The sequence below is a fragment of the Vreelandella sp. L-15 genome (genome assembly GCF_056857635.1).
Map to the genome: position 1 here is coordinate 62,865 of NZ_JBSXNN010000092.1, position 24,328 is coordinate 87,192.

The 24,328-nt window shown below is 54.9% G+C and carries 29 protein-coding genes; 11 read left to right on the plus strand and 18 right to left on the minus strand.

What is annotated here, in order from left to right; all coding sequences use genetic code 11:
* Position 1: 1 nt before the first annotated feature.
* On the plus strand, positions 2-595 hold the full coding sequence (locus tag AC13CY_RS13815; protein ID WP_054641051.1) for a phosphoheptose isomerase: 594 nt from the start codon (positions 2-4) through the stop codon (positions 593-595).
* Between the two features lie 44 nt (positions 596-639).
* Complete coding sequence (locus AC13CY_RS13820; protein ID WP_054641050.1) at positions 640-1,212, plus strand: BON domain-containing protein; 573 nt, start codon at positions 640-642, stop codon at positions 1,210-1,212.
* Positions 1,213-1,294: 82 nt separating this feature from the next.
* Here AC13CY_RS13820 and AC13CY_RS13825 read toward each other — a convergent pair whose 3' ends face one another.
* From AC13CY_RS13825 to zapE, 8 genes are all read right to left on the minus strand, one after another.
* Positions 1,295-1,792, minus strand: coding sequence for a ClpXP protease specificity-enhancing factor (locus tag AC13CY_RS13825; RefSeq protein ID WP_054641049.1), 498 nt, complete (start codon positions 1,790-1,792; stop codon positions 1,295-1,297).
* A gap of 61 nt (positions 1,793-1,853) precedes the next feature.
* Entirely contained in the window at positions 1,854-2,480 is a 627-nt protein-coding gene (gene sspA, locus AC13CY_RS13830) for a stringent starvation protein SspA (protein ID WP_044629174.1), read from the minus strand.
* A 146-nt stretch (positions 2,481-2,626) separates the two neighbouring features.
* Entirely contained in the window at positions 2,627-3,394 is a 768-nt protein-coding gene (locus tag AC13CY_RS13835) for a cytochrome c1 (RefSeq protein ID WP_044629969.1), read from the minus strand.
* Positions 3,394-4,653, minus strand: a complete 1,260-nt coding sequence (locus AC13CY_RS13840; protein WP_044629968.1) for a cytochrome b — start codon at positions 4,651-4,653, stop codon at positions 3,394-3,396. The genes AC13CY_RS13835 and AC13CY_RS13840 overlap by 1 nt, the downstream gene beginning before the upstream one ends.
* Positions 4,653-5,252: a ubiquinol-cytochrome c reductase iron-sulfur subunit gene (gene petA / locus AC13CY_RS13845; RefSeq protein WP_228219224.1), complete on the minus strand. Its 600-nt coding sequence runs from the start codon at positions 5,250-5,252 to the stop codon at positions 4,653-4,655. Before petA ends, AC13CY_RS13840 begins: the two co-directional genes overlap by 1 nt.
* A gap of 208 nt (positions 5,253-5,460) precedes the next feature.
* A complete protein-coding gene (rpsI, locus tag AC13CY_RS13850; protein WP_044629966.1) occupies positions 5,461-5,850 on the minus strand; it encodes a 30S ribosomal protein S9 in 390 nt (129 codons plus the stop codon).
* Positions 5,851-5,863: 13 nt separating this feature from the next.
* Complete coding sequence (gene rplM, locus AC13CY_RS13855; RefSeq protein WP_044629965.1) at positions 5,864-6,292, minus strand: 50S ribosomal protein L13; 429 nt, start codon at positions 6,290-6,292, stop codon at positions 5,864-5,866.
* A 177-nt stretch (positions 6,293-6,469) separates the two neighbouring features.
* A complete protein-coding gene (gene zapE, locus AC13CY_RS13860; RefSeq protein WP_044629964.1) occupies positions 6,470-7,651 on the minus strand; it encodes a cell division protein ZapE in 1,182 nt (393 codons plus the stop codon).
* A 215-nt stretch (positions 7,652-7,866) separates the two neighbouring features.
* Between zapE and AC13CY_RS13865 the strand changes: the two genes are divergently transcribed.
* Entirely contained in the window at positions 7,867-8,310 is a 444-nt protein-coding gene (locus AC13CY_RS13865; RefSeq protein WP_054641297.1) for a ZapG family protein, read from the plus strand.
* 78 nt (positions 8,311-8,388) lie between these two features.
* On the opposite strand, the gene AC13CY_RS13870 is transcribed toward AC13CY_RS13865, so the two are convergent.
* Entirely contained in the window at positions 8,389-9,153 is a 765-nt protein-coding gene (locus AC13CY_RS13870; RefSeq protein WP_089675508.1) for a Nif3-like dinuclear metal center hexameric protein, read from the minus strand.
* A 138-nt stretch (positions 9,154-9,291) separates the two neighbouring features.
* On the opposite strand from AC13CY_RS13870, the gene AC13CY_RS13875 reads away from it, so the two are divergent.
* Positions 9,292-10,539 (plus strand): Do family serine endopeptidase, encoded by a 1,248-nt coding sequence (locus tag AC13CY_RS13875; RefSeq protein WP_044629961.1) that lies wholly within the window; start codon positions 9,292-9,294, stop codon positions 10,537-10,539.
* Between the two features lie 31 nt (positions 10,540-10,570).
* On the opposite strand, the gene hisD is transcribed toward AC13CY_RS13875, so the two are convergent.
* From hisD to AC13CY_RS13920, 9 genes are all read right to left on the minus strand, one after another.
* A complete protein-coding gene (hisD, locus tag AC13CY_RS13880) occupies positions 10,571-11,887 on the minus strand; it encodes a histidinol dehydrogenase (RefSeq protein WP_230834608.1) in 1,317 nt (438 codons plus the stop codon).
* Entirely contained in the window at positions 11,884-12,558 is a 675-nt protein-coding gene (gene hisG, locus AC13CY_RS13885; protein WP_230834607.1) for an ATP phosphoribosyltransferase, read from the minus strand. The genes hisD and hisG overlap by 4 nt, the downstream gene beginning before the upstream one ends.
* 28 nt (positions 12,559-12,586) lie before the next feature.
* On the minus strand, positions 12,587-13,849 hold the full coding sequence (murA, locus tag AC13CY_RS13890; protein WP_062373387.1) for a UDP-N-acetylglucosamine 1-carboxyvinyltransferase: 1,263 nt from the start codon (positions 13,847-13,849) through the stop codon (positions 12,587-12,589).
* A 10-nt stretch (positions 13,850-13,859) separates the two neighbouring features.
* Entirely contained in the window at positions 13,860-14,111 is a 252-nt protein-coding gene (locus tag AC13CY_RS13895; protein WP_044629957.1) for a BolA family protein, read from the minus strand.
* 138 nt (positions 14,112-14,249) lie between these two features.
* A complete protein-coding gene (locus AC13CY_RS13900) occupies positions 14,250-14,579 on the minus strand; it encodes an STAS domain-containing protein (protein WP_044629956.1) in 330 nt (109 codons plus the stop codon).
* Positions 14,576-15,229 (minus strand): MlaC/ttg2D family ABC transporter substrate-binding protein, encoded by a 654-nt coding sequence (locus tag AC13CY_RS13905; RefSeq protein WP_288102066.1) that lies wholly within the window; start codon positions 15,227-15,229, stop codon positions 14,576-14,578. The genes AC13CY_RS13900 and AC13CY_RS13905 overlap by 4 nt, the downstream gene beginning before the upstream one ends.
* Before the next feature lie 39 nt (positions 15,230-15,268).
* Complete coding sequence (mlaD, locus tag AC13CY_RS13910; RefSeq protein ID WP_044629954.1) at positions 15,269-15,733, minus strand: outer membrane lipid asymmetry maintenance protein MlaD; 465 nt, start codon at positions 15,731-15,733, stop codon at positions 15,269-15,271.
* A gap of 15 nt (positions 15,734-15,748) precedes the next feature.
* The gene (gene mlaE / locus AC13CY_RS13915) at positions 15,749-16,549 is read right to left on the minus strand and encodes a lipid asymmetry maintenance ABC transporter permease subunit MlaE (RefSeq protein WP_044629953.1); all 801 of its coding nucleotides are present in this window, start codon (positions 16,547-16,549) and stop codon (positions 15,749-15,751) included.
* Positions 16,550-17,371 carry an ATP-binding cassette domain-containing protein gene (locus AC13CY_RS13920; RefSeq protein WP_044629973.1) on the minus strand — a complete coding sequence of 274 codons (822 nt, stop codon included), beginning with the start codon at positions 17,369-17,371 and terminating at the stop codon, positions 16,550-16,552.
* A gap of 270 nt (positions 17,372-17,641) precedes the next feature.
* On the opposite strand from AC13CY_RS13920, the gene AC13CY_RS13925 reads away from it, so the two are divergent.
* The 7 genes from AC13CY_RS13925 to AC13CY_RS13955 all read left to right on the plus strand — a co-directional run bounded on the left by AC13CY_RS13925 (position 17,642) and on the right by AC13CY_RS13955 (position 24,315).
* Complete coding sequence (locus AC13CY_RS13925; protein WP_044629952.1) at positions 17,642-18,628, plus strand: KpsF/GutQ family sugar-phosphate isomerase; 987 nt, start codon at positions 17,642-17,644, stop codon at positions 18,626-18,628.
* Positions 18,629-18,670: 42 nt separating this feature from the next.
* On the plus strand, positions 18,671-19,213 hold the full coding sequence (locus tag AC13CY_RS13930) for a KdsC family phosphatase (protein ID WP_044629951.1): 543 nt from the start codon (positions 18,671-18,673) through the stop codon (positions 19,211-19,213).
* On the plus strand, positions 19,213-19,785 hold the full coding sequence (gene lptC, locus AC13CY_RS13935; RefSeq protein ID WP_044629950.1) for an LPS export ABC transporter periplasmic protein LptC: 573 nt from the start codon (positions 19,213-19,215) through the stop codon (positions 19,783-19,785). Before AC13CY_RS13930 ends, lptC begins: the two co-directional genes overlap by 1 nt.
* A 294-nt stretch (positions 19,786-20,079) precedes the next feature.
* Positions 20,080-21,450 (plus strand): RNA-guided endonuclease IscB, encoded by a 1,371-nt coding sequence (iscB, locus tag AC13CY_RS13940; protein WP_089675510.1) that lies wholly within the window; start codon positions 20,080-20,082, stop codon positions 21,448-21,450.
* Between the two features lie 70 nt (positions 21,451-21,520).
* Positions 21,521-22,024, plus strand: coding sequence for a lipopolysaccharide transport periplasmic protein LptA (lptA, locus tag AC13CY_RS13945; protein WP_044629949.1), 504 nt, complete (start codon positions 21,521-21,523; stop codon positions 22,022-22,024).
* A gap of 11 nt (positions 22,025-22,035) precedes the next feature.
* Positions 22,036-22,794 (plus strand): LPS export ABC transporter ATP-binding protein, encoded by a 759-nt coding sequence (lptB, locus tag AC13CY_RS13950; RefSeq protein WP_054641295.1) that lies wholly within the window; start codon positions 22,036-22,038, stop codon positions 22,792-22,794.
* Between the two features lie 105 nt (positions 22,795-22,899).
* Positions 22,900-24,315 carry an RNA polymerase factor sigma-54 gene (locus AC13CY_RS13955; protein ID WP_044629947.1) on the plus strand — a complete coding sequence of 472 codons (1,416 nt, stop codon included), beginning with the start codon at positions 22,900-22,902 and terminating at the stop codon, positions 24,313-24,315.
* The last annotated feature ends 13 nt before the right edge of the window (positions 24,316-24,328 follow it).

Genomic DNA, 24,328 nt, shown 5'->3' on the forward strand with positions numbered 1-24,328 from the left:
GATGGACTTTCAATCCCGTATACTCAGCCATTTCAATGCCAGCATTGATACCAAAACCTATGCCAGCGAAGTACTGCCTCCTTTTATTGAAGTCGCCAGCCAAATGATGGTGCAGTGTCTGGTTAATGAAGGGAAAATTCTTGCGTGTGGTAACGGCGGCAGCGCCGGTGACAGTCAGCATTTTTCTTCTGAGTTACTGAACCGTTTTGAGCGTGAGCGCCCTAGCCTGCCTGCTTTAGCACTAACTACCGACACCTCGACCCTGACATCTATTGCTAATGACTATAGCTATAATGAGGTGTTCTCCAAGCAAATTCGCGCACTGGGCCAGCCAGGCGACGTACTGCTGGCTATTTCAACTAGCGGCAACTCCGCTAACGTTGTACAAGCGATCCAAGCGGCTCACGACCGCGACATGACCGTAGTAGCACTAACCGGGCGTGACGGCGGTAATATGGCCTCTTTACTGGGGCAAGACGACTGCGAGATCCGTGTTCCCGCCACCTCTACCGCACGCATCCAAGAAGTTCATTTACTCGTTATTCACTGCCTTTGTGATTTAATTGACGAACAGCTGTTTGGTGGCGCTGAGTAATAGCGCACGCCTTGCGAATAATTACTGATCAAGGAGTCATCCTCATGGCCCTGCACTTTTCATCCAAAACACTATTGGCTGCCACGCTCTGCGGCGTGATAGCACTAAGCGGTTGCGCCAACAATAGCGCCTCAAACCCCTCTAACTACGGCCAGCGTAGCAATGACGTAGAAGCTGTCGACGCCACGATTGAACGCGAAGTAGCGCGCGCGCTAGCTCGTGCCGATGCCCGCCTAGGCGATGCACGCATTCGCGCCCACAGCTATAACGGAACGCTGCTGCTAGTTGGACAGGTACCAAGCGAAGAGCTGAAAAACATGGCGGGTAACGTTGCATCGAACTTACGCGGCGTGGACAAAGTTCATAATGAGCTTACCGTCGCCGCCAACCTGCCCGCCACCCAGCGGCTAACAGATACGTGGCTGACCACCAATGTCATAAGCTACCTGGCAACGAATGACCGCATTGACTCTTCCAAACTGAAGGTCACCACGGAAAACGCCAGTGTCTATTTAATGGGCATGGTGACTCGGGAAGAGGCAGACCGCATTGTGAATGCAGCCTCCTCCGTAGGTGGCGTGCAACGCATTGTTAAGGTTTTTGACTACCTTGACTAACACCTAGATGCTAGAAAACAGCCTCGCCAAATAGTTGGCGAGGCTGTTTTGTATTTGGCTACCGAGACTGCTATCTGACTGATTACTTCACAACGCGCAGCGTCGGTTTTTTCTTGGGCTTGTCATCGCCAGACGCCTTATCAGACGACTGGCTGGACGCTTGCTCAGAGGTTGGCTCAGTGAGCGTCAGCTCAGGCTTTGCCGATTCTGTGTCAGTGCCTGCTTCTCCAGCTTCATCATCCTGCTCTTCAAACCCAGCAGCATCAAGCTCAGGCTCGTGACCGAACACCATACCCGCACCATTCTCACGGGCGTAGATAGCGATAAGCGCAGGCGTTGGGATCATCACCTGCATAGGCTGGCCACCAAATCGAGCATTAAAACCAATCGCCTGATTTTCCATAAACAGGTCACGCACCGCCGTCGGCGCTACATTGAGCACAATTTGCCCATTCTGAACAAATTGCCTTGGTACTTCCACCCCAGGCTGCGTGGCGTCAACCACGAGGTAGGGCGTTAATTCATTGTCTAACAGCCACTCATAGAGGGCTCGGGCGAGATAGGGACGGCTCGATTTCATAAGACTCCCTCCTCCTAACAAATATGGCCTCTTGCCCACAGAGCTAAGAGGCCGAATGAACTCAAGCGCGCATCTCTTTTTCACGCTCATTCAAAGATTCTTTAAACGCTTCGCGCTCAAATACCCGCGACATGTAACCTAACAGCGGCTTCACTTGCTTCTCGGGCAACTCAATATTCAGCTCAGGTAAACGCCACAGGATCGGTGCCAAACAGCAATCTACCAGCGTAAACTCTTCACTCATGAAGTAAGGCATATCTTCAAAGATGGGCGAAATGCCAATGAGACTTTCACGCAGCTCTTTACGTGCCTTATCGGCCTCTTTCTTACCACCGGTGCGAATCTGCTCTAACATCGGGCACCATTCGCGCTCAATGCGATGCATCCACAGACGGCTTTGAGCACGCGCTACAGGATAGACCGGCAGCAAGGGCGGATGAGGAAAACGCTCATCCAGATATTCCATCATTACCTTGGATTCATAAAGCACCAAGTCACGATCCAGCAGCGTCGGAACGCTGTTGTACGGATTGAGGTCTGCTAACTCTTCAGGCGGCTGCTCCTCAGCGACATCGACGATGTCGACCGCTACTCCTTTTTCAGCCAGAACAATGCGCACTCGATGACTGAAATGATCATCACTACCCGAGTAAAAGATCATTGACGACCGCTTGGCCACAACACCCATGAAAGCATCCTCGCATCAAAACAATTCTCGATAATAACATGCCAGCACCCTCTTATGGGAAGGTAGCCAACGATACATAATCACGCCGCAAACAAAAGGCGCACGGCTTTCGCCGTGCGCCTGAACCGCCTATCCTACTTTACTGATTAGTGGACGTCTCGCCAGTACTCACGCTTGAGTAGGTAAGCAATCACACCAAAAATAAAGATAAAGATAAGTACTTTAGGTGCCAGGGCTTGCGCCTGCAGCTTGGAAGGCTCACCCACGTAGGCCAGGAAGTTGGTCAGGTCATATACCGCTTCCTCGAACTCGGCTGGCTCCATCGCCCCTGGCTGAGTCACTTGCAGCACATCACAAGACTGATACTTACCTGATAGCGGGTCGGGAGACTGTCCCGCCACCGGCTGATCGGTTTCGGCACACACCAACTCCTGAACGCCTTGGAGAGGCTCCAGCACGTTAGGCATCGCCACCAAATCGAACACGGTGTTATTCACACCAGTGGGACGACTCGGGTCTTTGTAAAAGCCCAACAGGTAGGAGTAGATCCAGTCAGTGCCACGTAGGCGCGCTTCCAGCGTCAGGTCGGGCGGCGGAGCGCCAAACCAAGACTCTGCATCGCCACGATCCATCGCAATGTGCATCTGGTCGTTGAACGCTAAGTCTGAGGAGAAGATTAAGTTCTCTTCTACCAGATCCTGGGGGATACCCAGATCATCAGCCGCGCGCGCAAAGCGCTGGTGCTCAAGCGAGTGACAGCCCATGCAGTAATTAACATAGAGCTTCATGCCATTTTGCAGAGACGCCTGATCCTGTAGGTCAGGCTCCATGCTGTGAGGCACACTTGCGCCACCAGCCGCCATCGCGGTTACCGGCACGATTGCGAAGAGCAGTGCTAATAGTTGCTTTTTCATTAGCCAGTCACCCTTTCCGGAACGGGTTTAGTCTTCTCCAGCTTGGTGTAGAGCGGCATCAGCAGGAAGAAGGCGAAGTAAATGGCTGTACACACTTGCGCCAAGATGGTGCGACCTGTTGTGGACGGCAGCACACCTAGAATACCAAGAATTACAAAGCTGATGCAGAACAGCAGCAGCATAACTTTGGACATCCAGCCTTTGTAACGCATAGAGCGCACAGGGCTACGGTCAAGCCACGGTAGCACGAACAGCACAGCAATCGCCGCGCCCATGCAGACAACACCCAGGAACTTAGCGTCAAGACCAAACAGCGAGAAGGTAATCGCACGCAGAATGGCGTAGAACGGCGTGAAGTACCAAACCGGTGCAATGTGGTCAGGCGTTTTCAGCGGGTTAGCCGGTTCAAAGTTCGGCCGCTCGATGAAGTAGCCCCCCCCTTCCGGGAAGTAGAACACCACGACACTGAAGACAAACAAGAACACCGCAATACCCACCAAGTCCTTCACGGTGTAGTACGGGTGGAAAGCGATGCCGTCGAGCGGCTTACCGGTCTCGTCTTTCTTCTGCTTGATTTCGATACCATCAGGGTTGTTAGAACCCACTTCATGCAGAGCAATGATGTGAAGCACGACTAATGCCAAAATCACGATGGGCAACGCAACGACGTGAAGCGCAAAGAAACGGTTCAACGTGATGCCTGAAATTAGGAAATCACCGCGCACCCACTGCGCTAGATCAGGGCCAATACCCGGGATGGCCGAGAACAGCGAGATAATGACCTGCGCCCCCCAGTAAGACATCTGACCCCATGGAAGCAGATAGCCCATGAAGGCTTCGGCCATCAGCAGAAGATAGATGGCCATACCAAAAATCCACACCAGCTCACGTGGCGCTTTGTAGGAACCATAAAGCAACCCGCGGAACATATGCAGATAGATGACCACGAAGAAGGCGGATGCCCCCGTCGTATGCATGTAGCGAATCAACCAGCCCCACTCGACATCACGCATGATGTACTCGACGGAGGCAAACGCACCTTCGGCAGAGGGATTGAAACTCATGGTCAACCAAACGCCGGTCAGGATTTGGTTGACCAGCACCAGTAGTGCCAGCACACCAAAAATGTAGAAGAAGTTAAAGTTCTTCGGCGCGTAGTACTTGGTCAAGTGGTCCTGCATCATTTGAGTGGCAGGGAAACGATCATCCACCCAACGCATGATGCCACTCTCGGCCTTCGCCTTATTTGGATTAGCCATTAGGCACTCTCCTCATCTTCGCCGATCACGATGATGTCATCGCTTTCAAAGCGGTAGGGCGGCACTTCAAGGTTCGTCGGCGCAGGAACGTTGCTAAAGACGCGACCGGCCAAGTCAAAACGAGAGCCGTGGCATGGGCAGAAGAAACCACCCGGCCAGTTATCGACACCCACCCCTTCCGCATCCGGCTCGGGCCGATACAAGGGAGAACAGCCCAAATGGGTACAGATGCCGATCAAGACACCAATCTCAGGCTTGATCGAGCGCAGAGCACCCTGGATATAGGCAGGCTGCTGTGGCACTTCGGACTCTGGATCCGCCAAGCTGTCAGCCCCTAGCGCTTCGGTCCGTTCGATCATCTCAGGCGTACGATTAATGATCCAAATCGGGCGACCACGCCACTCGACGGTCATACGCTGACCTGGCTCAAGCTTGGAAATATCCGCTTGAACCGGCGCGCCTGCCGCTCTTGCCTTGGCACTAGGCTGCCAAGATGCCACAAAGGGGACCGCAACCCCGACAGCGCCCACCGCCCCCACAACGGAGGTGGCGCCTACGAGGAAACGGCGCCGGCCTTTGTTTACGCCGTTATCTGCCATTTCTGGTTTCTCCCATCAGCTTACCCGTTCCGTCGCAAAGGCGTCTTGCGACGACGAATATCAAATACAGTCTATGTTAAAAAAACAAAGCGCTCTGCACAAGAACAACCGCCCCGGACCATGGTGGTACGAGCGTTATAATTTTTTGATATTCCAATAAAAAACGCCCAGGTCTTTGACCTGGGCGTTTTTGCCACATAGCGTAAAATTAACGCTTGGAGAACTGCGGACGACGACGTGCTTTACGCAGACCGACTTTCTTACGCTCAACCTGACGAGCATCGCGGGTAACGTAACCAGCGGCACGCAGCGTAGGACGCAGGTCTTCGTTGTAATTCATCAGGGCACGCGTGATGCCGTGACGAATAGCGCCAGCCTGTGAAGAGCCGCCGCCGCCTTCAACGGTAACGTAGACGTCGAACTGGTTTAGGGTTTCAGTCAACTCTAACGGCTGACGAACAACCATGCGACCGGTAACACGACCGAAGTACTGGTCAAGCTCACGGTTGTTGACGGTAATTTTGCCGGAACCCGGCTTCAGGAACACACGAGCGGTGGAAGTCTTGCGGCGCCCGGTACCGTAATACTGCTGTGTCATGGCGAAGATTTCCTCAGATGTTCAGTTCAAGCGGCTGCTGGGCAGCATGCGGATGCTCGGCACCGGCGTACACTTTTAACTTGGAGTACATGGCGCGACCCAACGGACCTTTCGGCAGCATGCCTTTAACGGCAGACTCGATGATACGCTCGGGAGCGTGGTCGAGCATTTTGTCGAATGTCATGGAGCGCAGACCGCCCGGGTAACCTGTGTGGCGGTAGTAGGTTTTAGCCTTCGCCTTGTTACCGGTTACTTGGACTTTCTCTGCATTGATCACGACGATGTAGTCGCCGGTATCAACGTGAGGGGTAAATTCGGGCTTATGCTTACCACGCAGGCGGCGAGCAATCTCGGTTGCCAGACGACCGAGCGTTTTGTCCGTAGCGTCGACAATGTACCAGTCGCGCTGGACGGACTGCGGCTTAGCACTGAACGTCTTCATGGATGAAATCACCAGATTAAGTGTGTTGGGTGACTCACACCGCCAAGCGGTGAAGCACCATCCCTATTTTTTTTTGGTTGCTGATTTTAGCCAGCAACGTGTAGCGAGGCGGCATTCTACAGTAAGCATGTGCCCAAGTTAAGTGCCGTAGCTATTTTTTTGATGCATGCGCAGGCACTAGGGTTTATGAGCCAGCGCCAAGTACTCGCGAGACTGCATCTCCTGGAGCCGCGACAGAGTACGCTGAAACTCAAATGTGAGCTTACCGTCGTTATACAGCGACTCCACCGGCACTTCAGCGGACATCAACAGCTTTACGCCACGGTCATAAAACTCATCCACCATGTTGATAAAGCGCCGCGCCTGATCATCCGTTTTACCATCCATTCGCGGGACGTTGGCTACCAACACTGTGTGAAACTCCCGAGCAAGCTCGATATAGTCATTTTGGCTACGAGGGCCATCGCACAGCTCGGCAAACTCAAACCACACCACATCATCATGCAAGCGGCGAGTTTTCAGCACTCGGTGATTCACCTCCAGCGGCGCCCCCTCCTCACCCGGCTGTCCGGCAATTTCTCTGAAGCTGCGTGCCAATTCCTGCTCGGCAGCATCATCTAAAGGCGCATGGAAAATTTCTGCACGCTCAAGAGCACGCAAGCGGTAGTCGACCCCTGAATCAACGTTGACCACCTCACAGTGACGGTTCAGCAACTCAATAGCAGGCACAAATCGTGCACGCTGCAAGCCGTCTTTATAGAGGTCATTGGGTACAATATTCGACGTCGCCACCAGCACAACACCACGCTCAAACAGTGCTTCCAGCAAATTGGCCAGAATCATCGCGTCGGTAATGTCTTTAACAAAAAACTCATCAAAGCAGATTACCCTCGCCTCTGCCGCAAATTTACCGGCGATGAGCGTAAGCGGATTTTTCTCGCCCTTATAGCGAGTCAGCTCGTTGTGCACCCGCTGCATAAAGCGGTGGAAATGCGTGCGCATCTTCTCGGGAAACGGCAGTGCTTCATAAAAGGTATCGACTAAGTAAGTTTTTCCACGCCCCACGCCACCCCAAAAATAGAGCCCTTTCACCTGCGGCACTGGGGGTTTGGCCGGTTCATTTTTCTTACCCAGCAAGCCTGCCATTTTGGCCTTGATGCCTTTACTGGCGACTATCGCTTTGGGCACCGTGGTCGGCGCTGACACCAACTCATCATAGAGGCGCTGCAGATGCTTCACTGCTTGTTCTTGGGCAGAGTCATATTGGAAATCGCTACGCTTGAGGTCTTCTTGATAACGCTCAAGCGGCGTTGGCCGGCGCGTTTGATCAGACGCCTGACGTGCAGATACTGATGCCATTAATGTGCTCCCGCAACGCATTGTCCAAGCCGTATCCTCGACGCGCCACCGCCCGCCAGATAAAGCTTGCTCAATAAAATGGGGCTAATTATACGCCGCTTAAACGCTAAGCGCATGAGCGGATTGACCCAACCGACTTAGACGCGCCTATAATGGGGCTGTTTTTAAAAGCCACGCCCTGTGTTCAGTGGCGCGCATTACTTAGGGAGAAGACTGTGGAAGCAAGCTCGCCATTCACTTTTGCAATCATTGGATTAATCGTCGGCTTTATCATCGGCTTAGTGTGCTATCGACTTTTCAGCAAAGGTGCGCGGGATGCCGCTTCACTCAAGCAGACACTGCTTGAACGTGAACACCAAATCGCTGAACTAAAGAAGGGCATGAGCAGCCACTTAACGAGCATTCAGCAGCGCTTAGAAAACATTCGCCACGAAGCTGATCAGCTTGAGCAACAGGTAGAGAACGAAGCAACTCAGTGGAAACTATCCAGCGTTAAGCCGTCATCCAGCACCACCACAAGCGACACTGAAAACGACAGCAACGTGGCAATGCCTAGAGACTACGCAGCGGGCAAAAACGGTACGCTGTCAGAAGATTTTGGCTTAAAAGAGAGCCACCAACCTACTGAAGGTACAGCAGCACAACCTCCCCGCTACTAAGGCAAACGCCGCCATTACTGCCGCGTATCGCCAGCAGGGCACCCGATCAATGAGCGACAGGTGCCCTGCGCCCTTGAGTTAGGCAGGATTATCAATATCCACAAAACGATGCTCCACACCGAACTCACTGCCTAGCCACTCACCAAGCGCTTGGACCCCATAACGCTCAGTGGCGTGGTGGCCCGCCGCAATATAGTGAATCCCCATTTCACGCGCCAAATGCGTGGTACGCTCAGATATTTCTCCAGACACAAACACCTGCGCCCCTGCTTCGTAGGCAGTGGTGATCATATCCTGCGCTCCGCCCGTACACCATGCGATTCGCTCTATAGACTGCTCAGCAAACGGCGCTTCCACAACAAGAGGAGACCGCTGAAGCGTGGTGCTTATTTGCCCAGCAAGCTCACCAATACTTTGGGGCGCAACCAAACGCCCCGACCAGAGCAACCCTTCCCCCAGCTCCCCATCCAAACAGCCTTCTACTTTCCAACCGAGCCGCTTAGCTAACTGAGCATTGTTGCCTATCTCCGCATGGGCATCTAATGGCAAATGATAGGCAAGAAGGCTTATATCATTGGCGAGCAACGTTTTAATGCGGCGCTGTTTCATTCCTGTAATAGGCACTGGCTCGTTTTTCCAAAAATAACCGTGATGCACCAACACCATGTCAGCCTGCCATGCTACCGCCTCATCTAACAGCGCCTGGCACGCCGTCACTCCTGACATCACTCGCTTGACGGTATCACGCCCTTCAACTTGCAACCCATTAACCGTAAAGTCCTTAAATTGCTCGGCTCGCAGCTGATGGTCACAAGCGGCGACAAGTTGATCGCGATGATTCACACTCACTCCTTAACAGTTTAAACAGCCACCGTGAGGCACAGCGGCATTCAGTGTTACCATAACGCCATTGTAAAACTCGCTCCGCATTATCGCGAACCTCGCGACTATTTAGACTGCCACCCGCTGAGGAATCCTCGCATGCACCGTTCTGTGCTGCCCTATTTATGGCCCATTACCACGGGGCTCTTGCTAGCTGCCGTGCTACTGCTCGCGTTCCCAGAGCAGTTGCCAAACCCGTTTCGACAGACTCCGCCCGCAGCGGTGGAAACACCCCCGGCACTGGTACCCACTACCAGCAACGAGCAGAGCACTAACCGACCTGCGCCCGACATTCGCCAAGCAGAACCTCTTGCCCGCAACCAGGGCCCGGCTAGCTACTCCGATGCAGTTAACCAAGCAGCGCCTGCGGTGGTGAACATCTATTCATCCCGGATTGTAGAGCGCGACCAGCACCCACTGATGTCAGACCCCTTCTTCCGGCAGTTCTTCAGCGGCGACGATGCCACAACCCATCAACGGATGCTCTCCAGCTTGGGATCTGGCGTCATTGTCAGCAAGGATGGCTATGTACTGACTAACCATCATGTGATTAATGGCGCGGATCAAATCCAGGTTGCCCTGCGCGATGGGCGTGAAACGCTGGCCGAAGTGATTGGTACAGACCCAGAAAGCGACTTAGCAGTGCTGCGCATTGATCTTGAAAATCTACCGGTGATTGAGCTTGCCGACTCAGAACAGGTCGCCGTCGGCGATGTGGCACTGGCAATTGGCAACCCCTTCGGCGTTGGCCAAACCGTCACTATGGGCATTATTAGCGCCACAGGGCGCAGCCATTTAGGGCTTAATGCATATGAGGATTTTATTCAGACCGATGCGGCCATTAACCCCGGCAACTCAGGCGGCGCACTCGTTAATCCTGATGGCGCTCTAGTGGGAATTAATACGGCAATTTTCTCACGTTCAGGCGGCTCTCAAGGTATCGGCTTCGCAATTCCCGCCAACCTTGCCCACAGCATACTCAATGAGCTGGTGACTCGCGGTCGCGTAATTCGCGGCTGGCTGGGCATTGAGGCTCAGGCGCTTTCGCGAGAGCTCGCAGCCTCGTTTGGGCTACGCACCCCACAAGGCGTGATCGTAGCAGGCGTGGTAAGCGGCGGACCTGCCGCACAGGCAGGCTTACAACCGGGGGATGTACTGCTCTCTATTGATGGCCAGGTCATTTTAGATGCACGCGCTACTATGAGTGACATTGCATCTATTCCTCCCGGCACGTCACTGCCTCTGACGATTGTCCGCGGCGGCGAGCGCATGGAGATGACGCTGGAGGTAGGCGAGCGCCCGGTGCCGACCAACGCAACATCAGCCGACAGGCAGAGCGGCTCTTAAAGCCGCCCTGCTACACTAAACACACTGCCCGTTAATCGCGAACCCGGTACTCGGCAGAGCGAGCATGGGCAGTGAGGTACTCCCCACGGGCCAACACCGAAGCGACTTTACCCAGCTCAGACGCCCCTTCAGGGGAACAGTGGATAATGGAAGAGCGTTTCTGGAAGTCGTACACCCCGAGCGGTGATGAGAATCGCGCCGTGCCGGATGTCGGCAGCACATGGTTCGGCCCCGCGCAGTAATCCCCCAGCGCTTCCGACGTGTGGCGCCCCATAAAGATAGCGCCCGCATGGCGGATATCGTCTAGCCATGCCTCAGGCTCAGCAACCGACAATTCAAGATGCTCAGGAGCGATACGGTTAATCATCTCAACCGCTTCGGCCTGATCTGTACACAGAATCAGTGCGCCGCGACGGTTCAGGGATGCGCGGGCAATCTTTTCGCGCTCTAGCGTTGGCAGCAACCGCTCGATGGAAGCCGCCACGGCGTCCAAATGCGCGGCATCCCAGCTCACCAAAATCGCCTGGGCATCTTCGTCATGCTCCGCCTGAGAGAAGAGGTCCATGGCGATCCAATCCGGGTCGGTTTGCCCATCCGACACCACCATAATCTCGGAGGGCCCGGCAATCATATCGATGCCGACCTGGCCGAACACGGCCCGCTTGGCAGTGGCCACGTAGATGTTGCCGGGTCCCACAATTTTATCGACCCGAGGAACGCTTTGCGTACCGTAGGCAAGCGCGGCAACGGCCTGGGCGCCACCAATAGTGAAGACGTAGTCCACGCCCGCTAGGTGCGCCGCCGCCAATACCAGATCATTCAACACACCATCAGGGGTAGGTACCACCATGACGATTTCACGCACACCTGCCACGTGGGCAGGAATGGCATTCATCAGTACGGACGACGGATAAGCCGCCTTACCGCCTGGAACATAGATGCCTGCACGATCAAGCGGTGTCACTTTTTGGCCTAACACCGTGCCATCGGCTTCTTCATACTGCCAAGAGGTCGGTTTTTGCCGCTCGTGGTAGCGCTTAATACGCTCGGCAGCCATTGCCAGGGCATCACGCTGCTCGGCAGGCAAACCATCATACGCCTTCTTTAATTGCTCTGGCATTAGGCGCAATTGCGCCATCGATTCGACCGATAAACGGTCAAAGCGGCTGGTTGCCTCAATGACCGCCTGATCACCGCGTTGCTTAACGTCTGCCAAGATTTCCTCAACACGAGCCTGGACCGCTTTATCAGACACGCCCTCCCAATCCAGCAGCGCATTGAGGCGCTGATGGAAAGCCGCTTCACTGGTCGAGAGGCGGGCAATAGTGGCTGTGGTTGTATCGCTCATGATGAACCTCGTGTCATTCGATAGGCTGGCTGCGTCTGACGCTTTTTTACAGCACTTTCCAGGCGCGCTAGCAGCGGCTTAATACGGTCGTGCTTCATGGTCATCGCCGCTTTGTTGACCACCAAACGCGTGCTGACATGGGCAATGAGCTCGCGGGGTTCCATGCCGTTAGCGCGAAGCGTATTGCCAGTGTCGACGATATCGACGATCTCATCGGCCAAGTTCATGAGCGGTGCCAGCTCCATCGCCCCGTAGAGCTTGATGACCTCTGCCTGGACCCCCTGCTCGGCGTAGTAGCGACGCGCTACGTTCACGAACTTGGTCGCCACGCGGCGGCGTGCTTTGGCAGGGGGCTGCCCTGTCACGCCCGCCGTCATCAGCTTGCAGCGAGCAATCTCCAGGTCTAGCGGCTCATAAAGGCCTTCCGCACCATGCTCAAGCAGCACATCTTTACCGGCGATACCCACATCCGCCGCGCCTAGCTGCACGTAGGTGGGCACATCAGTGGCGCGGATAATTACCAGTTTGACGTCCGGCAAGTTGGTATCGAACAGCAGCTTGCGGCTTTTACTTAAATCTTCGGCGGGCGTAATGCCCGCATCTGCCAGCAGGGGCAGCGTTTCATCCAAAATGCGCCCTTTAGAAAGGGCTAAAATCAGTTGCTTACTCATGGTCTAAGGCCAGTGTTGTCCGCGTGGCTTAGCCGGGAATACGGCGAATTTTCGCCCCCAGCAGCTGTAATTTTTCCTCGATACACTCGTAGCCACGATCAATATGGTAGATGCGATCGACCAGGGTCTCTCCTTCGGCCATCATGGCCGCAATAACCAGAGATGCCGAAGCACGAAGGTCCGTTGCCATCACCGGGGCTCCAGAAAGCTTATCAACGCCCTTAATTAACGCGGCGTTACCCTCCAGTACGATATTCGCGCCCATCCGGTTAAGCTCTTGAACGTGCATAAAGCGGTTTTCGAAGATTGTCTCTACTACCCGTGAATGCCCGTCTGCAACGGCATTCATAGCGACGAACTGAGCCTGCATATCGGTGGGGAATGCGGGATAAGGCGCCGTTCGGATATTAACCGCCTTCGGGCGCTTGCCATGCATATCCAGCGAAATCCAATCTTCACCGCTGTCGACCTCCGCACCCGCCTCTTCCAACTTAGCGAGTACCGCTTCAAGAATATCGGCCCGGGTACGCTTCACTTTTACCCGCCCGCCGGTCATTGCCGCCGCGACCAGGAAGGTGCCCGTCTCGATACGGTCGGGCATGACATCGTGCTCGCAGCCGTGCAGCGAGGCAACGCCATCAATGATGATGGTGTCCGTGCCGTGACCATGAATCTTCGCGCCCATTTTGATCAAGCACTCGGCCAGATCCACCACCTCAGGCTCACGGGCGGCGTTTTCAAGAACCGTTCTGCCGTCGGCGAGCGTAGCCGCCATGAGCAGATTTTCTGTGCCTGTCACCGTCACGGTATCAAAAAAGATCGTTGCACCTTTTAAACGACCGTCGACACGGGCACGAATATAGCCCGCTTCAACGTGGATCTCCGCCCCCATGGCTTCCAGACCACGCAGGTGCAAATCCACCGGGCGTGAGCCAATGGCGCAACCACCAGGCAGTGAGACATCCGCCTTACCAAAGTGCGCCAGCAGCGGCCCCAGCACCAGAATAGAGGCGCGCATCTTTTTCACCAGCTCGTAAGGCGCATGGCATTGAGTGACCTGAGAGCCATCCAGTTGAATGCTCAGTTTTTCACCCATCACAGGCTCAACGCCCATTCGTCCCAACAGCTCAAGCGTGGTGGTAATATCCTGCAAATGCGGCAGGTTACCGATAACCACTGGGCCATCTGCCAATAGGCTCGCGCATAGAATAGGCAGCGCGGCATTTTTCGCACCGCTTGCCCATACTTCGCCATCCACCGAGCCATTGCCCGTAATAATGAGTTTATCCATGGAGCGGCCGTTACTGAGCGTTTTCCGCCGCAGTTTGCCACTGCGTCGGAGTAAACGTTTTAATGCTGATAGCGTGCAGTGCACCCGAAGCGATTTCCTCGCTAAGCGCTGCGTATACAAGCTGTTGACGCTTCACTGGAGAAAGACCTTCAAAGGCTTCACCAACTGCAATCACCTGAAAATTGCAGCCTTCACCCTGGATGTGAAACTCACACCCATCGATGCGGGATTCAAGCAGTGCTTTTACCTCGTTGGGTTGCATGAGACAGGAAACTCCTTTGGGGTCGTTGAAATAATAAGCAATAGGCGAACATGATAAAGAAAAGCGACACGCTTGGCGATGCCGTGCAAGCCACCAATAAATAGAGCAGCCCGTGGGCTGCTCTAAAGATCGCTCAGTTCAAGCTGAAACGGATGAGGAAGTAAGCGCATCCAACTCCGCCAAAGAGGCCAGCCGCTTGAGCGGGGCCGACAAGACAATCGAACGAACCGTGATCTGCAGCGCTTGGCAAGCACGCAGCCATTCAAATAAGACACTAATAGCAACGCTGCTGGCCTTACTGACTTGCTCAAAGTCAAAGCAGACCTCTAAACACTTGGCACTGCGTAACCATTTCACACCTGCAGCGGCCACCTCAGTCGCTACATTCATTGTCAGGTCGCCAGCAACCATGAGCGCATCACCCTGAATCGTTAGGGACACCTCTGAACGAGACAGCAGCGATGTCACGCGTCGCCTCCCTGCTCTAGCTCGTCCACACCTATTTCTGGCGCCCAACCACGGATGACCGCATCATAATCGCGGTTATTGTCACGCATGGCTTGGTCGAACTGATTACGGAAGGTCAAGCCCAGGTTAATGCCGTTGACAATTACGTTCACGACACGCCATTGGCCGTCAGAAAGACGCAGGCTATAGCTGACCGGGTAGACCTGACCATTGTTGGCCACCACTTCCATATCGACGCTGGCCTGATCTTCGTGACGCTGGGCACGCTGTTGGCTCAACACACGCAGCTCGTCGTAGTCGAAGGTCACCAGACCACGCGTGTAGGTATCGATCAGCGTCTGGCGGAAGACATCCGCAAAACGGCTGCGCTGCTCTGGCGTGGCATTACGGAAATAGCTGCCCATGACGCTGGCACCGATATAACGGAAATCGGCAATGTCATCCAGGCTATCGTTGACCAGCGCCTTCAGCTCATCGAGATTGTTGGCATAGTAGTCTTCACGCCCTTCGATTTGCGCCATGAACCCTTCGATGTTGTCGCGAATCATCTGTTCGGGCGACTGAGACTGCGCCTTGGCCAAGGCAGGCAAAGCCATCAGCAGCAGGGCCAGGGCAAACCAGCGGGAAAAAGTTGCTGTCATCTTTTGCATCGTTACACCTTTGTAATCACGCACCATCACCATGGATGCTTAGTTGCTGACCATATTGGACACAAACTGCTGAATAAGTTCTTCCAGCACCAGGGCCGATTGCGTGTCGCGAATCGTGTCACCGTCTTGCAGCACCTCCGGGGCGCCGCCCACACTCAGACCAATGTACTGCTCGCCCAGCAGCCCCGCCGTCAGAATGGCCGCCGTGGTATCCTGGGAAAGCTGGCCTTCCAGGTCACTGTTCAGGCTCAGTACCACGCGTGCGTCGTACCACTCAGTATCCAACTCTATTGCCTCTACCCGGCCCACCGTGACACCCGCCATGGTGACGCGTGCACGCGGTTTCAAACCGCCGATGTTGGCAAAGTTTGCCTCAAGACGGAACGTATCAGAGGGCGCTGAGAGCGTTAAGCCGCTGACTCGCAGGCCGAGAAATACCAGCCCTATGATGCCAGCCAACATAAACAGGCCAACGCCAAACTCCATGGTTTTGCTGCGCTTCATGACATTACTCCACCCTTAAAGGCCGCCGAACATAACGGCGGTTAAAACGAAATCCAGCCCTAGCACCGCTAACGAGGAGTAGACCACCGTACGGGTGGTAGCTCGAGAAATCCCCTCAGAGGTTGGTACTAGGTCATAACCCTGAAACACAGCAATCCAGGTCACCACCAGCGCGAACACCACGCTCTTGATCATGCCATTGCCGATATCATCGATGAACGACACGCTGGCCTGCATATTGCTCCAATAAGAGCCTTCAAATACGCCCAGCCACTCTACGCCCACCAAGTAGCCGCCCCAGATGCCTACCACGCTAAAGCCCACAGTAAGAATAGGCAGCGCCACAAAGCCTGCCCACAGCCTTGGAGCTACCACGCGTCGCAGTGGGTCTACCCCAATCATTTCCATACTGGTGAGCTGCTCGGTGGCCTTCATCAGGCCAATTTCAGCCGTTAATGCAGACCCTGCCCGCCCGGCAAACAGCAGTGCTGCCACTACAGGAGCCAGCTCACGTAGTAGCGAAAGCGCCACCATTTGGCCCAGCGCCTGCTCGGCGCCGAAATCCACCAAAATGGTATATCCCTGAAGCGCCAGCACCATGCCAATAAACAGCCCTGACACCAGCACAATGGCCAACGACAGCACACCAACAAAGTGCATTTGACGCAACCAAAGCGACCACCCTTCTCGAGAAGGCACGCCCACTGCCGATTGGGCGAGAAACACCGTGGCGCGCCCCAGGGCCTCGACCACATCACACCCTTTCCGACCCAGACGGGTAACCCGCGCCGTGTAGTGAGAAAATTTAGACTGCATCTACCCTGCCTTAAGTGCTAAATCGTGACCGAGAATATCCCGGTAGAGCGTCTCTGCGGGATAGTGAAACGGCACCGGACCATCTGGCTCGCCGTGCATAAATTGGCTCACACGAGGGTCTTGATTCACCTCTAGCGAGCTCGGAGTGCCGTGCGCCGCCACCTGCCCATCCGCAATCAGGTAGAGGTAGTCGGCAATACTCAACGTTTCCTTGATATCATGGGAGACCACTACCGAGGTCAGCGACAGCGCCTGATTGAGCCGCTTAATCAATTGCACCAGCACACCCATAGAGATAGGGTCCTGGCCTACAAATGGCTCATCATAAAGGATTAACTCAGGGTCAAGTGCGACTGCCCGCGCTAATGCCACCCGCCGCGCCATACCCCCTGATAGCTCAGCGGGAGTTAAATGCCTTGCCCCCCGCAACCCTACTGCCTGCAACTTTAGCAACACTAAGTCGCGAATCATGGTGTCGGGCAAGTCAGTATGCACCCGCAGCGGGAAGGCCACATTCTCGAAAACATCTAAGTCCGAAAACAGCGCGCCGCTCTGAAACAGCATTCCCATGCGCTTACGTAGCGTAAACAACGCCTTGCGTGACAGGCGGTGAACATCCTGCCCATCAATTAAAATCCGCCCACGGTCTGGCGTTAATTGGCCACCAATGAGCTTCAATAGCGTTGTTTTACCCGTGCCGCTTGGCCCCATAATAGCGGTGACTTTGCCACGCGGAATGGTCATATTAACGCCACGGAAGATATCGTTATCTCCACGGGAAAAGTAAACATCTTCAACCTGTATGAAGGGAACATCCGTCATAAGCTGATTGACCTTCATCGTGTTGCCAGAACGCGTCAGTATAAACCGACTGGGCGCGGGGCAGTTTAGAAAACAGTGTTTTCGAAATATTATCGAACATCGTATCCTAACGCTACTCTTAGTAACAGTCGCGCAAATCATTGCCGTACAAACCATTCGTCAATAGAACTCACTAATACCGCGGGTACTTGCTGCATGCTTTAGCTAAACACTGCTTCAAGATGTTATTCTTACTAGTCACCTATTCACATCGATGAAACGAGACACGCCATGCGTCAGCCACTATCCACACCCAGCCAACTGCGTGAAAGTGCACTGCGCACCTTGCAAATCGAGCAAGCGGCTATTGGCGGCTTGCAAGCCAAGCTAGATGAAAGCTTTGACCACGCCTGTCAGCTTATGCTTGCCTGTCAGGGACGCGTGGTAGTCACCGGCATGGGAAAGTCAGGTCATATCGCCGGCAAAATCGCAGCCACCCTAGCCAGCACAGGCACTCCAGCCTTTTTTGTTCACCCAGGTGAAGCCAGCCATGGCGACTTGGGCATGATTACCCGCGCCGATGTGGTTTTGGCACTCTCTAACTCCGGTGAAACCGCTGAAGTAACGGCCCTACTTCCGCTACTCAAGCGTCTTGGCACACCGCTGGTCAGTATGACTGGCCGCCCAGGCTCCACTCTTGCACAGCACTCAGACGCCCACCTGGATAGCGGTGTAGAACGAGAAGCCTGCCCGCTTGACCTAGCACCCACCAGCTCCACCACCGCCGCCCTTGCCCTAGGCGACGCCCTTGCTGTTGCCCTATTGGAAGCACGGGGCTTTACCGCTGAAGACTTTGCCCTCTCTCACCCTGGCGGCAGCCTCGGTAAGCGCTTACTACTGCGTGTTAGCGACTTAATGCACGATGGCTCACGGCTCCCTCAAGTAGCGCTGGGCAGCCCGCTGCGCGATGCACTACTTGAGATAACACGCCAAGGGCTGGGCTTTACCTGCGTGGTGGATAGCGAAGGCCGTCTTGCCGGGGTCTATACCGACGGCGACTTGCGTCGCACGCTAGACCAACACCACGACCTGCGCGATGTTCAGGTAGATGACGTAATGACGCGCCCCGGCAAGCGCATTGGTCCAGACATACTAGCTGCCGAAGCGGTGCGCATTATGGAAGATAACCGTATCACTGCACTGGCTGTTGTTGATGAACAGCAGCGCCCCATCGGCGCGCTGCATATGCATGACCTGCTTGCCAGCGGCGTTATTTAACGACTTTATACTGCTTTTTTGGCAATGGATGATGGAGGCTTTATGGCCCTACCTGATGCACTACTCGACCGACTTCGCCGCGTAAAACTGCTTGCGATTGATGTAGACGGTGTACTTACTGACGGCCGTCTCTATTTTCAGGCTGACGGTATCGAAATCAAAGCGTTTCACACCCAGGACGGTCATGGCCTGAAGTTACTCAAGCGTGTCGGCATCCATGTGGCGCTGATTACCGGCCGTGATTCACCTATGGTGAGCCAGCGCGCTGCTGCCTTAGGAATCACTCACGTATACCAGGGCTGTGAAGACAAACTCACTACCCTGAGAGCGCTTTGTCAGCGGCTTGATATCACCTTAGAACAGGTCGCCTACTGTGGAGATGACCTACCTGATCTTGCTCCGATCAAGCGCTCCGGTGTCGGTATTACGGTCCCCAATGCTCCGGACTACATGCACCCCCATGCCGACTGGATCACTGAACGCCTTGGCGGACACGGGGCTGTGCGTGAAATTTGCGATACGCTCCTAACGTCCCAAGGGCACTGGGATGCCGTACTCGATACGTATCTGCACGGACAGCCATAATGCGCTTTAGGGTAAGAAAACGGGTCTGGATCACGGCAATGGTCATCGCCCTAGGCGGCGTGCTGGTTTGGCTAGACCCTCGCGGCCCCCAGGAGACTGAGATTGACTCTGAAGCTCGTGCCCAGGAACCTGGGCACGTATTAGAGAATGCCGAAATTACCCTATTTGGCGAAACAGGCACTATTCAGCAATCTCTGGTAACCCCACGGCTGGTGCATACTCCGCAAACGGCAATGACTGACGTGTTGTCACCCCGTGCCACGCTGTTTGATAGCGAACAACGTGAGTGGCTCGCCACGGCGAACACTGGCACCCTCAATACTGAAACCCAAGCATTAACATTGGCAGGCTCCGCGCGGCTACTAGCGCCTGAAGAGGGGTGGCAGCTTGATAGCGAACTATTAAACTACGACGGGACCACCCGGCATGCCTGGAGCGACACCCACGTAGTGTTGCAGCAGCCCCCTCAGCGTATGGAAGCCTCCCGAATGGATGTATGGCTGGATGACAGCCAAGTCCGTTTAACCAACAACGTGCGCGGCGTTCATCCGCCGGCCACCCGTTCCCCTTAGGAGTCGCGGTCAACTACCCCCGCCTGAAGGCGGGAGCTTGTGACAACAAGCCCGGTTGACCAGGGAGAGCGGTAGCCAACCCGCTACGTTGATAACAGGTCGCCAAGACTCACCCACGGATGCTTCCTCAGTCCGTGGCTCTGAAAGGTCAAGATCATGCTGGCGCAAGGTAAAACGCCGAAGATCTTGATCGCTGCCACAAGGCAGGAGCCGGTTATCGACATTCCCGAGGGGAGACGGGGCGCAAGCCCCGCGACACAAGGTCCGTAAGGGCATTGATTAGGAGGAAATCGCATGGCGATTTTCGTACTGGACAAAAAGAAGCAGCCGCTGATGCCGTGCAGTGAAAAACGGGCTCGGTTGCTGCTACAGCGCGGGCGTGCCGTGGTGCATAAGCGCTATCCGTTCACGATCCGGCTGAAAGATCGAGTGGGCGGTAGCACGCAGCCACTAAGCCTGGGCATCGACCCTGGCAGCAAAACGACCGGGCTGGCGCTGATACGCGAACCGGACAGTCAGCAGCGGCATGTGCTGTGCCTGTTTGAACTAATCCATCGCGGTTATCAGATCAAAAAGGCATTACAACAACGCGCCGCCTTTCGGCGTCGCCGCCGCAGTGCCAACCTGCGTTACCGCGCCCCGCGCTTCAATAATCGCACCAAACCCAAGGGCTGGCTGGCACCGTCGCTGCAGCATCGCGTCGATACCGTCACGGCCTGGGTGAACCGGTTGAATCGTTTAGCGCCTGTAACCGCCATCAGCCAAGAGTTGGTGCGCTTTGATACGCAGAAGCTGGATAACCCCGAGATCAACGGCGTGGAGTACCAGCAAGGCACGCTGCTGGGCTACGAAGTACGCGAGTACCTGCTGGAAAAATGGGGCCGTGAATGTGCCTATTGCGGCACCGCCGATACGCCGCTGGAGATCGAGCATGTGATACCGCGCTCGCGGGGCGGCTCGAACCGCGTCAGTAATTTGACCCTAAGCTGCCACCCCTGCAACCAGAGCAAGGATGCGCTGTCACTGGTGGATTTTTTCGCCACTGACAAAGGCCTGAAAAAGCGCCTGAAAGCCAACGGCCACACCGCTAACGCTCGGCTTGAGCGTGTGCAGCGCCAGCTCAAGCAACCGCTGCGCGATGCCAGCGCGATCAATGCCACGCGCTGGGCGCTGTTTAATGCGCTCAAAGCGACTAGCTTGCCGGTGGCTGTCGGCACCGGCGGTCGCACCAAGTACAACCGCCAGCGACTGGGCATTCCTAAAACCCATGCTCTAGACGCGGCCTGTGTCGGTGCGTTCGACGCACTACATGCTTGGCAGGTGCCCACATTAACCATCAAGGCGATGGGGCGTGGTAGCTATCAGCGCACCCGCTTAACGAAACACGGGTTTCCGCGTGGCTATCTGATGCGGCAGAAGCAGGTGCACGGCTTTCAAACCGGCGACATGGTGCGTGCGATGGTACCGACTGGCAAGAAAGCAGGTACCCATACGGGGCGTGTCGCGGTACGCAAAACCGGCAGTTTTAACATCCAGACCGAACAGGGGGCCGTGCAAGGCATCTCGCACAAATACTGCACCCTCATCCAACGCGGTGATGGCTACGGCTATCACTTTACACCCTTCACCCACCTAACAGGAGGAGCGGGACAGGCGGTGGCGTAACCCAGTCGCCCTGCGGGCGACGCGCTATCCCTCCCGGCGCTAAAGCACCGGGTTTCTCGCGCAAAATCTGATGAATGCTCTAATCCGCACTGCACTTCTTGCCCTAGCCGTGCCGCTTGTCACAATTGCACTGCCTGTAGCGGCACAAAACCAAGCGCCTATTCATGTGGAGGCCGACCGGTTAGACCTTGACCAACGAGCAGGGACAGCCGTGTACACCGGTAACGTTGACATTCGCCAAGGCAATATGCAGCTACGCGGAGAGCGTGTCGAAATTCAGCGTAACAATGCTGGCGAGTTGTCTCGCGCCATCGCTACGGGCGAGCGTGCTTACTTGCGTAACCAAATTGAAGACCAAGAAACCCCTATAGAAGGCTGGGCGCGTCGGATTATTTATCACGTTTCCGAACGCCGGGTTGAGCTGATTGACCAAGCTGAGCTGACCCAGCAAGGAGATCACTTCCAAGGTGGACGTTTAGAGTACTTTATCGATCAAGAAGTAGTACAAGCACGCTCTGACGTTAGCGGCAGTGAAAATCAGCGTATTCGTATGACCCTTCAGCCCGAACAATAGGAAGTGGCCACGTGGCAGCATCAACATCCCCAGTCCCCACACCAGTAAAAACGCTCTACGCCCATCATTTAGCGAAGAGCTATAAGCGCCGCCGTGTGGTTAAAGATATTAATCTGGAAATCACTCAAGGTAGCGTGGTTGGGCTACTTGGCCCTAATGGTGCAGGTAAAACCACCTCGTTTTATATGATTGTGGGGTTGGTCAAATTGGATGCGGGCAAAGTAGGCATTGACGACCTTGACCTCACTCATGCTCCTATGCATGAACGCGCCATGGCAGGGATTGGTTATCTACCCCAGGAAGCTTCCATCTTCCGCAAGCTCTCCGTGGCTGACAACATTATGGCCATTTTAGAGACACGCAAAGAGCTTGATCGAAGCGCCCGGGAAGCACAACTTGAGTTACTACTTGAAGATTTTCACATCACTCATATACGCGACAACTTAGGCATGAGTCTTTCTGGGGGCGAACGCCGCCGTGTTGAAATCGCCCGCTCATTGGCCACCGAACCGGCCTTTATCCTGCTGGATGAACCTTTTGCCGGGGTTGACCCGATTTCCGTTGGGGAAATTAAAGCTATCATTCGAGCGTTAAAGAAACGCCACATTGGCGTATTGATCACCGACCATAACGTTCGTGAAACGCTGGATATTTGTGATATTGCCTACATTGTTGGCGACGGTCACATCATTGCCAGTGGAAACGCCCAGGAAATCCTCAACAACCAGAAGGTTCGAGATGTCTATTTAGGCGCTGATTTCCGCCTTTAAACAGTGACCTGCAGAAGCATTTCTTTTAGTGGCATGCTTATTGCACTTGCACCAAGCCATAACTCGCTCTAGGGTGGAGCTTTCTGATTAACGAGTGGTTCTCAGATGGTCATGAAAGCTTCTCTCCAATTGCGTATCGGCACACAGCTGACCATGACACCTCAGCTGCAGCAGGCTATCGCCCTGCTTCAGCTATCGACGCTGGACCTTCGTCAAGAAATTCAGCAAGCGCTAGATGCCAATCCCATGCTTGAGCAAGAAGATGAGTTTGGCGAGCAGGCTGTCAGTGAGCCTCAAGAGGCTGAGTGGTCCGAGAGCATCCCCAACGAACTCTCCGTCGACAGTGACTGGTCAGATACCTATCAAGACATAGGCAGCCTGGGTGGCAGCAGTGAAGGCCCCGACTTCGAGCGCCAAGCCGCTGGACAAAGCCTACATGGCCACCTGCTATGGCAACTGGCCATGACAGACTTTAGCCCGCGAGAATACGCCATCGCGGAAAGCCTGATTGATGCGCTGGATGCCAACGGCTATCTCACCCAGCCGCTTAATGACATTCGGGAAGGATTAAAAGCCCAAGGCCATGACAGCTTAAGCCAGCGGGAAGTGGAAAATACCCTGCTGCGCTTGCAGCAATTTGAGCCCACCGGCGTCTTTGCCCGAGACCTGCGTGAATGCCTGATGCTGCAACTCGCCTCACTACCTGAGGACACCCCTCTGCTAATGCCCGCCAAACGGCTGGTTCGCCAGTTTTTGGAAGCATTAGGCAAAGACGATATGCGGCTTCTCAAGCGCCGTTTAAGCCTTGATGACGAGCAGCTTGACGATGTCATCCGTTTAATTCGCAGCCTTGACCCACGCCCTGGGAGCACCTATGGCGTTACCGACGACAGCTACATCACCCCCGACCTAGTCGTTCGGCACGACAATGAAGGTTGGCATTTAGAGCTCAATCCAGAAGCACTACCACGCTTGCGTATACAGCCCGACTACGCCAGCTTGATCAAACGCGCAGACAAAAGCCAAGACAACCAGTTCCTCAAAGAGCACCTCCAAGAAGCCCGCTGGCTGATCAAAAGCTTATCGAGTCGCAATGACACGCTGCTACGAGTTGGGCGTGAAATTATTGCACGCCAAATTGGCTTTCTGGAGCATGGCGAAGAAGCAATGAAACCGCTGATTTTAGCGGATATTGCTGAAGCGGTAGAGATGCACGAATCCACCATATCTCGTGTGACCACGCAGAAATTTATTCACACGCCACGGGGCGTTTTCGAGCTTAAGTACTTCTTCTCAAGCCAGGTAAGCGGCCAAGACGGCGGCGACAGCCACTCCAGCACAGCCATTCGCGCCCGCATCAAAAAGCTGATTCAGGATGAGCCCTCAGGAAAACCGCTCTCCGATAGCCGCTTGGTGACTCTGCTTGAAGAGGGGGGCATTAGCGTTGCACGGCGTACTGTCGCAAAATATCGGGAGTCAATGGGCATTCCCTCGTCAAGTGAGCGCCGCCGTTTACGCTAGTTAAGCGGTACGT